This is a genomic window from Nocardia wallacei (genome assembly GCF_029869545.1).
GTDB lineage: Bacteria > Actinomycetota > Actinomycetes > Mycobacteriales > Mycobacteriaceae > Nocardia > Nocardia wallacei_A.
Genome location: NZ_JARWQD010000013.1, coordinates 1 through 11,031 on the forward strand (window position 1 = coordinate 1; position 11,031 = coordinate 11,031).

Below are 11,031 nucleotides of genomic sequence, written 5' to 3' on the forward strand. Positions count from 1 at the left end.
TATTAGGCTGCGTGTTCGATCGCGTTTCCCGGGGGTGTCTTGAGTTGGATTACGGGGGGGGGGCGGTGTACGGCCTGCGGGTGCTGTGGGGGGTGCCGGCCTACCTCCCCGCCCCGCGGGTGCTTATATTGCGGGGCGCCCCCGTCGACTGCGAGATCGACGCCCTGACCCACCGCGAACTGCGCGCGGTGGCCGGACGCCACGGCGTGACCATGTTCATGGTGCTGCACGCGGCGCTGGCGACCCTGCTGCACCGGCTCACCGCCGGTGACGACATTCCCGTCGGCACCCCGATCGCGGGCCGCGGGCATCCCGCGCTGGACCCGATGGTCGGCATGTTCGTCGGCACCCTGGTGCTGCGCACCCGCATCGACGGCGGCAGCTCCTTCGCGGACCTGCTGCACGCGGTGCGCGATACCGACCTGGAGGCGTTCGCGCACGCCGACGTGCCGTTCGAGCGCCTGGTCGAGGTGCTCAATCCGGCGCGCTCGCAATCGCATCACCCGATGTTCCAGGTGATGCTGTCGGTGCGCAACGAACCCGTGCGGGTACTGGAGCTGCCCGGCCTGCGCATCGAGGCCGGTGACGCCGACCCGGGCATCGCGAAGTTCGATCTGCAGTTCACGCTGACCGAATCGTGGACGGCGGGCGCGGGCGCCACCCGGGACCCGGCGGGGATCACCCTGTCGGTGAACTACGCCCGCGACCTGTTCGACGAGCCGACCGCGGCGCGGCTGGGCGACCGGTTCGTGCGCCTGCTGACCGCGGCGGCGGCGAATCCCATGCTGCCCGTGGGGGATCTGGAACTGCTGGCCGCGGCGGAGTGGTCGAACCTGGCCCCGGTGCGCGGTGCCGCCGCGGACCGTCCCGTCACCCTCCCGGAGGTGTTCGACGCGGCGGTGGCGGTGAATCCGCGGGCGGTGGCCGTGCGCTCCGGGGACACCCAGGTCACCTACGACGCCCTCGACCGCTGGACCAACCGCTTGGCGCGCGTGCTGATCGGGCTCGGCGTCGGCCCGGAAACCCTGGTGGCCCTGGGCATTCCGCGGTCGGCGGAATCGGTCGCGGCGACGCTGGCGGTCGCCAAGGCGGGCGCGGCGTTCGTCCCGGTCGACCCGAACTATCCGGAGCAGCGGATCCGGCACATGCTGACCGATTCCGGTGCGGCCCTGGGCATCACGCTGTCGTCGTTCCGGGAGCGGATGCCCGACGGCACGAGCTGGACCGTGCTCGACGCGCCCTCGTTCCGGCGCCGGGTCCTGGCCACCTCGGACGCGCCGATCGAGCCTGCCGAGCGGCTCGGCGCGCTGCGCACCGACAACCCCGCCTACGTCATCTACACCTCCGGCTCCACCGGCACGCCGAAGGGCGTGGTCGTCACGCACGGCGGGCTGTCGAACTTCGCGGCCGAGACGGCGCAGCGATTCGAGGTGGGTCCGGACTGCCGCGTGCTGCACTTCGCCACACCGAGTTTCGACGCGGCGATGCTGGACCTGCTGCTCGCCCTGGGCGGAGCGGCCACCCTGGTGGTCACCCCGCCGGGCGTGTACGGCGGGGCGGAGCTGACGCGGGTGCTGATCGAGGAGGGCATCACCCACGCGTTCATCACCACCTCGGCGCTGGGCACCGCCGATCCGGCGGGCGTCACCGCACTGCGGCACGTGCTCGTGGGCGGCGAGGCGCTGCCTCCGGAACTGGTGAGCCGCTGGGGAATCGACCGCGATCTGCACAACGTGTACGGCCCGACCGAGACCACCATCGTCACGGTGATCTCGTCGCCGATGCGGCCCGGGGACCCGATCACCATCGGCAGCCCGATCCGCGGTGTCGGCGCCGTCGTGCTGGACTCGCGACTGCATCCGACGCCCGTCGGCGTCACCGGCGAGCTGTACCTGGCCGGTCCCGCGCTCGCGCGCGGCTATCTGGACCGGCCCGGGCTGACCGCGCAGCGGTTCCTCGCCAACCCGTTCGGCAAGCCCGGTGAGCGGATGTACCGCACCGGCGACCTGGTGCGCTGGATCGAACGCGACGGGCACCGCGATCTCGAGTACGTCGGCCGCACCGACCATCAGGTGAAGATCCGCGGCTTCCGCATCGAGCTGGGCGAGATCGACGCGGCGCTCGCCCGGCACCCGGCGGTGGAGTTCTCCACCACGGCCGGGCACCGCACCCCGGCGGGGGCCACGGCGCTGGTGTCGTACGTGAAGCCGCACGCGGGCACCGCACCGACGGCCGAGGAACTGCACGAGCACCTGGCCGAGCTGGTGCCGAATTACATGGTGCCGCAGTCGATCATGCTGCTGGACACGGTGCCGCTCACCCCGGTCGGCAAGCTGGACCGGAAGGCGCTGCCGGAACCGGTGTTCGGCAACCGCAGCGGCTACCGGGCGCCCGCCACCGCCACGGAGGAGGCGCTGTGCGCGGCCTTCGCCGAGGTGCTGGGCGTGGAGACGGTCGGCGCCGACGACGGCTTCTTCGAGCTGGGCGGCAATTCGCTGCTGGCCACGAAGGTGGTGGCGCACGTGCGGGCCGCCGGTTTCGAACTGCCCGTGCAGGTGATGTTCGGCGAGTCGACGCCCGCCGCCATCGCCCGGCGGCTGGAGGCATCGGCGGGCGACGCGCTGGCCCTGGCCCTGGAACCGGTGTTGCCGATCCGCCCGGCCACCGAAACCGGTGCGGCGCCGCTGTTCTGCGTGCATCCGGCGATCGGGCTGGCCTGGTGCTATTCCGGCTTACTCGCGCACCTGCCCGCCGACCGCCCGGTGTACGGGCTGCAGGCGCCCCACGTCGGCGGCGGCGATGACGACAGCTCGATCGTCGAGGCCGCGAAACACTATGTGGCACAGATCAAGTCGGTGCAGCCGCAGGGGCCGTACCACCTGCTCGGCTGGTCGCTGGGCGGGCTGATCGCGCACGAGATGGCGGTGCAGCTGCAGCAGGCGGGGGAACAGGTGGCGCTGCTGGCGATGATGGACAGCTATCAGCTGTCCGACGAATGGCTCGAGCACGCCATCCCGGGCGTCGCCGACATCATCGGCGAATTCGGCAGCGACCTGCTCGGCGGCGACCACGCCGTGGACCCGCGCCTGACCCTGCGCGACGCGGCCGAACTGCTGCGTGGCAGGCCGGGCCCGTTCGCGGCGCTGACCGTCGAACACCTGCAGCGGCTCTACACCGGCTACGCCAACGGCGCGGTGCTGGCGCACGGCTTCCGGCCCCGCGTCTTCGACGGCGATCTGCTGTTCTTCACCGCCGCCGACGACGAGATCAACCGGGCCGACCCGACCCGGCGCGCCGAGTCGTGGGAACCGTTCGTCACCGGCGACATCCACGACCAGAAGGTGCGCTGCCGCCACTCCGGGATGACCACGCCCGAATCGCTCGCCGTGATCGGGCCCGTGCTGCGAGAACACCTGGACAACGTGAAGGAGGCGCGGGCATGAGCCTGGCGGTGGAGGTCGAGGGCCTGGTCAAGCATTACGGCCGCATACGCGTGCTGGACGGCATCGATCTCGACATACCGTCGGGCACGGTGATGGGGCTGCTCGGCCCGAACGGCGCCGGGAAGACCACCACGGTGCGCATCGTCACGACGCTGCTCAAACCCACCGCGGGGTCGGTGCGGGTGGCGGGGGTGGACGTGCTCCGCGATCCGGCGCGGGCCCGCACCCGCATCGGGCTGTCGGGACAGTACGCGGCCGTCGACGCCAACCTGTCCGGATTCGAGAACCTGCGGATGGTGGCGCGGCTGTACGGGATGACGCAGAAGCAGGCGGCGCTGCGTGCCACCGAACTGCTGTCGGCGCTGGGCCTGGACCACGCGGCCGACCGGCGCGCGGGCACCTATTCGGGCGGTATGGCGCGGCGGCTGGATCTCGCGGGGGCGCTGGTGGCGCGGCCCGCGGTGGTGGTCCTGGACGAGCCGACGACGGGCCTGGACCCGCGCGGCCGGATGGATATGTGGCGGGTCATCGGCGACCTCGTCGACGACGGCACCACCGTGCTGCTCACCACGCAGTATCTGGAGGAGGCCGACCTGCTCGCCGATCGCATCACCGTCATCGACCGCGGCCGGGTGATCGCCCGCGGCTCGGCCGACGAGCTCAAGACCTCCATCGGCGGCGACCGGCTCACGGTGACGCTGGCGGCCGGGCAGGACCCGGCCCCGGCGCTGTCGGTGCTGGCCCAGGTCGGCGTCGGCGAACCGCTGCACGAGACCGGGGCGGACGAGGTGTCGGTGGTGGTCGGCGACGGCTCGCGGACCATGGTCGAGGCGCTGCGCCGCCTGGACGACGCGGGCGTGTGCGTGGTGGACGCGGCCGTGCACCGGCCCAGCCTCGACGACGTGTTCCTGTCGCTGACCGGCACCCCCGCCACCCCGGCCGCCGATTCCGAAAAAGACGAGGTAGCAGAGGAGATCATGTCGTGAAGACCGCCGAGCGAGCGGCCGCGGACGCGGATTCCGTTGCGGTACAGGAGAAGACGGCCACGGAGCAGGTGCCCGATACGGCGGCGGTGGCCGATATCGCCGCGCCCGTCCGGGTGTTTCGCGACAGCGCCATCGTCGCCTACCGCAACCTGCTGACGATTCTGCGGGTGCCGACCCTGCTGGTGACGGCCACCATCCAGCCGCTGATGTTCGTCTTCCTGTTCGCCTACATCTTCGGCGCCTCGCTGGGCGGCAGCCAGTACCGGGAGTTCCTGCTGGCGGGCATCTTCACCCAGACCGTGGCCTTCAATGCCGCGTTCACCACGGTGGGCCTGGCCAACGACCTGCAGAAGGGCATCATCGACCGGATGCGGACGCTGCCGATGTCGCGGCTGGCGGTGCTGATGGGCCGCACCCTGTCGGATCTGGTGGTGAACATCCTCGCGCTGGCGGTGATGGTGGGCTGCGGGTACATCGTGGGCTGGCGCATCCACGGCGGCCTCGTCGACGCCGCGCTGGCCTTCGGCGTGATCCTGCTGTTCGCGTTCGCCATGTCGTGGGTGGGCGCGCTGACCGGGCTGCTGTCGCCGAGCGTCGAGGTGGCCCAGAGCGCCGGGCTGATCTGGCTGTTCCCGCTCACCTTCATCTCCTCGGCGTTCATCTCCAGCGAGACGCTGCCCGGGCCGCTGCGCGCGGTCGCCGCGTGGAATCCGATCACGGCGGTCTCGGCGGCGGGCCGCGAACTGTTCGACAACGGGGCGCCGCCGTCGTTCACGCCGCCGCGCGGCTGGCCCGCCGAGCACTGCATCGAATACGCGGTGGGGTGCTCGCTGGCGATCCTGGCGGTCGCGGTGCCGCTGGCCCTGCTCCAGTACCGCAAGGTGGCCAGCCACTAGCACGCGATACGAATGCCCCCTCCGTCGAAGACGAAGGGGGCATTCGTATATCGACGATCTACCGCCCGCGGCGGGTCTTGAGCAGGTCGAGGCGCTCCTGCAGGAGTTCCTCGAGCTCCTCCTTGGAGCGGCGCTCCAGCAGCATGTCCCAGTGGGTGCGCGGGGGCTTGGTCTTCTTCGGTTCCTGCGTGGTGCCCTCGATCAGGATGCCCTCCTGGCCGTTGCGGCACAGCCAGGTCGGCGGGATCTCCGCATCGTCGGCGAAGGGAACTTCGAACTCCTCGCCGTTGTCGGTCCGGTACCGCGCCATCCGACGCGGCGCCAGGTCGTGGTCGCGGTCGGTCTCGTAGCTCACCGCTCCGAGCCGGCTGCCTCGGAGTACGCGATCTGCCATGGTGTGCGGTCCTCTCTAGCCTGTCGGCAACGCTCCAACACAAAGATGAACGCGCCTCGGCTTACTTCAGTTCCCGGCAACGGTCAACCCTGTCATTCTAGTAGTTTGTGCCGCGCGCCGTCGCCGCGGTGTCGGGTCACCGGTATCGCGACACTCCGACTATCCGCTGTACGACGGTCCGGGTGTTCGGTGCGGGCCGATCATGAGCCGCATGACGCGCGCACGCATCGTTTTCTCGGCGGTCGCCGCGATCGCCGTGTCGATGCCGGTGGGGCCGGTCTCGGCGGCGGTTGCCGCGTCGACCGAGGGGCCGTCCGGGGATATCGATATCGACAGCGTGGTTCCCGGTGAGGGGACGTTCGCGCTCGCGATCTCCTACGAGTGCGCCGGGCTGGGCGACCCGTGGCTGCTCGGCTACGTCGACCCCCTCGGATTCGACGACATGGCGGTGCCGGTGGACGAGGTCACCGTCGTCTGTGACGGCGAGGAGCGCGAGGCGGAATTCGAGATGGTCCTCGACGCGTCGCGGATTCGCCGCCACAGCAAGGAGAAGGGCGAGCTGGGCGTGCAGCTGCGCGACGGCGACACCGTGATCGCGCAGAAGCGCCAAAGCTACTGACCGACCACGGTTTCGGCGTGGCGTCGCCCGACACCCGGCGGGGTCGTTTGCGTTCGGTTCGTGTGCGGTTAGGGTGTGCGGCGTGCTTTGTTCGCCCAGGTCAGGCCCTAGTGCCCCGAATCGCCGTCTGTCCTGCCTGTGGTGTGGGCGCGAGATCGCCGAATCGGAGGTGGGCCGCCGCCGCCGGTACTGCCGCCAGTCGTGCCGCCAGCGCGCCTACGAGCATCGGAAGGGCCTGGAGGGCACCGGAATTCCCGAGGATTCGGTGGTGCTGAGCGCCCAGGAGGCCGCCGATCTGGCGGATCGATGGTTCGCGGCCCGCTGCGCCGCCGAGGATGTCGCCACGGCCGTCGCCGAGGGCGCCGACGCCCGCGAACTCGCCGATCTCACGGCGACACTGGTGGCCCTGACCAAGGACGCCGAGCGCCTGCGCTGAGAACGGCGCCCCATTTCTGTAACTTGTTCTAGTTCCGTGTGATAGCGTGGCCGCCCGGCAACCCGGCGCCGACCGGGGGCCGGGGCGTGTCGCGAAGCCGGAACGGAGAGTCTGATGGGGTTTGTCGAGCCCGATCTGCCCGTGGTCGACATGGAGCAGTGGAGCCGGGGAACGCGCAGCGAGCGGATCCGGCCCATGGCCCGGCACTGGGCCGAGGTCGGATTCGGCACACCGGTGGTGCTGCATCTGTTCTACGTCGTCAAGATCTGTCTCTACATCCTCGGCGGATGGGTGTGCGCGGTGGCGACGAGCGGCATCGACGGCTTCTTCCGGGTCGGATCCTGGTGGTCGGAGCCGATCGTGTTCGAGAAGGTCGTGCTGTTCACGATGCTGTTCGAGGTGGTCGGCCTCGGGTGCGGGTTCGGCCCGCTGAACAATCGGTTCTTCCCGCCGCTGGGGTCGATCCTGTATTGGTTGCGGCCCAGGACGATTCGGCTTCCGCCCTGGCCGCGGATCGTGCCGCTCACGAAGGGCGACGATCGCACGCCGGTGGATGTCGCGTTGTATGCGGCGCTGCTGGTGCTGCTGGTGTGGGCGCTGGCGTCGGACGGCACGGGCCCGATACCGGAGCTGGATACCACCGTCGGTCTCCTGCCGGTGTGGCAGATCGCGTCGATACTCGCGGTGCTGGGGGTGCTCGGGCTGCGCGACAAGGTGATCTTCCTGGCCGCCCGCGGCGAGGTCTATGCGAGCCTGACCGTCGTCTTCCTGTTCTCCGGGGCCGACGTGATCGTCGCGGCCAAGCTGGTCTTCGTCGTCATCTGGATGGGCGCGGCGACCTCGAAACTCAACCGGCACTTCCCGTTCGTGATCTCCACGATGATGTCCAACAGTCCGCTCGTGCGGCCGCGGGCGATCAAGCGCCGGTTCTTCGAGAGCTTCCCCGACGATCTGCGGCCGGGCCGTCTGTCCCGGATCGTCGCGCACGCAAGCACATTCGTCGAGATGTGCGTGCCGCCGGTGCTGTTCTTCTCCGGCGGCGGCTGGCCGACGACGGTGGCGGCGGTGGTGATGGTGCTGTTCCACCTCGGGATTCTGACCGCCATCCCGATGGGCGTGCCGCTGGAGTGGAACGTCTTCATGATCTTCGGCATGGCGTCGCTGTTCGTCGCGCACGCCGATCTCGGGCTCGGCGACGTGCGGCACCCGGTCCCGGTGGCGCTGCTGTTCGCGGTGCTCGCGGGAATCGTGCTCGCGGGCAACATGTTTCCGAACAAGATCTCCTTCCTGCCGGGTATGCGCTACTACGCCGGAAACTGGGACACCACGCTGTGGTGCGTCAAACCGTCGGCGGCGGCGAAGATCGGCGAGGGCATCGTCGCGATCGCGAGCATGCCGCAGGCGCAGCTGGAGCGGTACTACGGCAAGGACCGCGCGCAGATCCCGCTCTATCTCGGCTACGCCTTCCGCGCCATGAACACGCACGGCCGCGCGCTGTTCACCCTCGCGCACCGCGCCATGCCCGCGGGCCGCGAGGACGAGTACACCCTCACCGACGGTGAGCGCATCTGCAGCACGGCGATCGGCTGGAACTTCGGCGACGGGCACATGCACAACGAGCAGCTCATCGCCGCCATGCAGCGGCGCTGCGGGTTCGAGCCGGGCGAGGTGCGCGTGGTCCTGCTGGACGCGCAGCCGATCCACCGGCAGGAGCAGCGGTACCGCCTCGTCGACGCGGCCACCGGGGAATTCGAACGGGGCGTGGTGCGGGTGGCGGATATGGTGACCCGGCAGCCCTGGGCCGACGACCTGCCGGTCCACGTCGGCGATCCGCGATGAGGCCGGGGCCCACATTCCGGGACGACCGTACCGATCTGTTGTTCGAGGATCGATCGGCTGTTACGTTCGGACAGGTGTCCAATGAGGTGTCCCCGGCGGGTCGCGCGGAGTTGCCGCCGCAGACCCCGGTGATCGTCGGTGTCGGCCAGGTCTCCGAGCGCATCGGCGAACCCGGGTATCGAGGAATGTCGGCCGCCGACCTGGCGGGGGGGGGGGGGGGGGGGGGGCGCGGGCGGGGCCCCGGGCTGGGGGGGGGGGGGGGGGGGCTTCGGGGGGGCGGCTTTCGCCTGGGCCCCGAGGGTCACCACCGCCGGTGTCGAGATGATGAACACCCTGCAGGCCCCGCCCGGCACGACGCCGTGGGCGGATCCCGTCGGTCCGCCGTCGCGGCCGATGGGGCCGGTGCCCGACGGCCCGCCGATGGCGGACAACACCAAACCGCGGTAATCGCTCAGCGCGCGACCGGCCCGTTCTCCATGGAGAGCGGGCCGGTTTCTTGTTGTGAATAGTGCTGTCCCAGTTGATATCCGCGAGATTATCCGAATCGGTCTCACGCCGGATCGGCGTCGGCTACGCTCACGGCGTTCTGCTCGTTGTTTGTGCACTTTCACACACTCGGACGGGCCGTCAGGGATTGGAAGATCGCATGAAGTTCCGCAGCGTCACCGTGGCCGCTGCCGTGGTTGTCGGCGCGATGACCATCGCTCTCGGTACCGCCCACGCCGACCCCGTTCCGGACCGGCAATCCATCGAATACTCCGCGCAATCGGTGGACAGGACGGTCGTCACCAGGCTCACCGGCGGCACCTTCGAACTGGTCGACAAACCCGGGGACGCCAGGCAATTCGTCGGAATCAGGGATTCCGGCGGCGCCGTCGCCCTGGAATTCCCGCTCGATTTCCGTATCGCGGGCGTGCCGATCCCGGTGGTGCCCGTCCTGCGCGAGGGCGCCCGGGTGCTGGAGGTGACCGCGGAGCACCCGGCGGGTGCGGACCTCGGCGGGCTCGTAGCGCGGGCTGCGGCACGGCCGGTCGCCTCACCGGTCGAGAACGGGCGTGCGCTCAACGACTTCACGTCCCGGCTCGGAGTCGCCGCCGCGATCGGTGCCCTGATCGGCGGCGCCGTCGCCGGCGCGATCGGCTGCGTCATCGCCGTGCTGATGCTGTGCGTCCCGGGCGCGGTCGTATTCGGCGCGGTGGGTGCCGCGCTGGGGGCCCTCGTCGGGGGCGGTCCGGCCGTGATCAGGGACGGCATGGAGCTGATGGCGACACTGCAGGCACCCGACGGGACGACCCCCTGGGCCGACCGGCCGGAGGCCACCGCCGGGTCTGTCGAGAATCCGCCGAGCTGACCGGCATATACGACCGGGTCGTCACACCGGCAGTTCCAGGCTGCCGGTGAACGACACCTCGCCCTGGCGTCGCCCGAGGCGGCCGAAGGATCGTTCGGCCACCGTGAAGGTGCCGTCCTCGCGCACCAACAGCACTGTGCTGCACCGGGTCCCGTGCATGGTGTCAGCGACGAACCGGGCCGAGACCGCCCGCTCACGCCGCCGCGGCAGGCCCGTCTGCGGCAGTTCGTCGTCGGCGGCCAGGGTGCGGTCGGCGAGCACGTCGAAATAGCCCGGCACATCGTCCGGATCGGAGTCGATCACCGCACGCAGGGCCCGCAGCCCGTCGCGGACCTTCGGCCAGACCGCCGCCCCGTTGTCGCTGTGGACCACGGTGGTGCCGTGCTCCGCGGAGCCGAGCAGGGCACCGTTGGACACCCCGTGCAGGCCCGCGGGCAGTTCCAGCGGTGCGTGCGCGCTGCGATTGCTGTGCCACCACAGCGTTTCCAGATCCGAGACCACCAGGTTGTAGCCGTTGTAGTCGTCCGGTGCCGCGGCGACGCCCCGCACGAACTTCTCGGGGCCCACCTCGCCGCGCAGATAGTCCAGCAGCAGCGCCCCGCGCGAGCGGGCATCGACGCGTGCCTCGTGCGGCCCGCGCACATTCGTCACGGTCGCGAAGCGGTGCCGCCGTGGCATCATGCCCAGCCAGGTACCGGGAGTCGCATCGGCCGCCCCCAGATCGCGCCCCGCCAGCAAACCCGGCACCTCGGGCCACCATCGCATCGATTCGGTTGGGCGGGAGTAGAACTCGTCCCGGTTGGCCGCCACGATCAACCGGTACCGCGGGTGCGCCCGCCAGCCCACCAGAACCAAACACATACCTCCAGCATGCCCGACGGCACACGGCCCGCAATACGGCCCTGCGCTGCCGCTGGACTGCCGATATATGCCCGGCCAGGAAACGACGGCGGGCAGCAAAAAAGGGGGCGCCGGGGGGGGGCGCGGGCCCGATACGGGGTGCTGGGGGGGGGGGGGGGGGCCCCCCCGCCGCGGGGGGGGGCGGGGCCGGGGGGGAAGGGGGGGGG

The 11,031-nt window shown here is 70.7% G+C and carries 10 protein-coding genes; 8 read left to right on the forward strand and 2 right to left on the reverse strand.

Annotated elements, in window-relative coordinates; genetic code table 11:
- Positions 1 to 44 precede the first annotated feature (44 nt).
- The 3 genes from QH290_RS00210 (at position 45) to QH290_RS00220 (ending at position 5,325) form a co-directional block, all read left to right on the forward strand.
- The gene (locus QH290_RS00210; RefSeq protein WP_280381625.1) at positions 45 to 3,443 is read left to right on the forward strand and encodes a non-ribosomal peptide synthetase; all 3,399 of its coding nucleotides are present in this window, start codon (positions 45 to 47) and stop codon (positions 3,441 to 3,443) included.
- On the forward strand, positions 3,440 to 4,429 hold the full coding sequence (locus QH290_RS00215; RefSeq protein ID WP_280269030.1) for an ATP-binding cassette domain-containing protein: 990 nt from the start codon (positions 3,440 to 3,442) through the stop codon (positions 4,427 to 4,429). The genes QH290_RS00210 and QH290_RS00215 overlap by 4 nt, the downstream gene beginning before the upstream one ends.
- 113 nt (positions 4,430 to 4,542) lie before the next feature.
- A complete protein-coding gene (locus tag QH290_RS00220) occupies positions 4,543 to 5,325 on the forward strand; it encodes an ABC transporter permease (RefSeq protein WP_280381629.1) in 783 nt (260 codons plus the stop codon).
- Between the two features lie 58 nt (positions 5,326 to 5,383).
- Here QH290_RS00220 and QH290_RS00225 read toward each other — a convergent pair whose 3' ends face one another.
- On the reverse strand, positions 5,384 to 5,719 hold the full coding sequence (locus QH290_RS00225; protein WP_068020343.1) for an RNA polymerase-binding protein RbpA: 336 nt from the start codon (positions 5,717 to 5,719) through the stop codon (positions 5,384 to 5,386).
- Between the two features lie 211 nt (positions 5,720 to 5,930).
- Here QH290_RS00225 and QH290_RS00230 point away from each other — a divergent pair, with 211 nt between their 5' ends.
- The 5 genes from QH290_RS00230 (at position 5,931) to QH290_RS00250 (ending at position 9,964) form a co-directional block, all read left to right on the forward strand.
- A complete protein-coding gene (locus QH290_RS00230) occupies positions 5,931 to 6,338 on the forward strand; it encodes a hypothetical protein (RefSeq protein WP_280269029.1) in 408 nt (135 codons plus the stop codon).
- An 82-nt stretch (positions 6,339 to 6,420) separates the two neighbouring features.
- Positions 6,421 to 6,774 (forward strand): hypothetical protein, encoded by a 354-nt coding sequence (locus QH290_RS00235; protein ID WP_280381626.1) that lies wholly within the window; start codon positions 6,421 to 6,423, stop codon positions 6,772 to 6,774.
- Positions 6,775 to 6,888: 114 nt separating this feature from the next.
- Positions 6,889 to 8,613, forward strand: coding sequence for a DUF3556 domain-containing protein (locus tag QH290_RS00240; RefSeq protein ID WP_280269027.1), 1,725 nt, complete (start codon positions 6,889 to 6,891; stop codon positions 8,611 to 8,613).
- Positions 8,614 to 8,934: 321 nt separating this feature from the next.
- Positions 8,935 to 9,060 (forward strand): hypothetical protein, encoded by a 126-nt coding sequence (locus tag QH290_RS00245; RefSeq protein ID WP_280381630.1) that lies wholly within the window; start codon positions 8,935 to 8,937, stop codon positions 9,058 to 9,060.
- Positions 9,061 to 9,259: 199 nt separating this feature from the next.
- Positions 9,260 to 9,964 carry a DUF8020 domain-containing protein gene (locus QH290_RS00250; protein ID WP_280381627.1) on the forward strand — a complete coding sequence of 235 codons (705 nt, stop codon included), beginning with the start codon at positions 9,260 to 9,262 and terminating at the stop codon, positions 9,962 to 9,964.
- Between the two features lie 21 nt (positions 9,965 to 9,985).
- Here the strand turns inward: QH290_RS00250 and QH290_RS00255 are convergent, their stop codons facing one another.
- Complete coding sequence (locus tag QH290_RS00255; RefSeq protein WP_280381628.1) at positions 9,986 to 10,825, reverse strand: NRDE family protein; 840 nt, start codon at positions 10,823 to 10,825, stop codon at positions 9,986 to 9,988.
- Between the last annotated feature and the right edge of the window lie 206 nt (positions 10,826 to 11,031).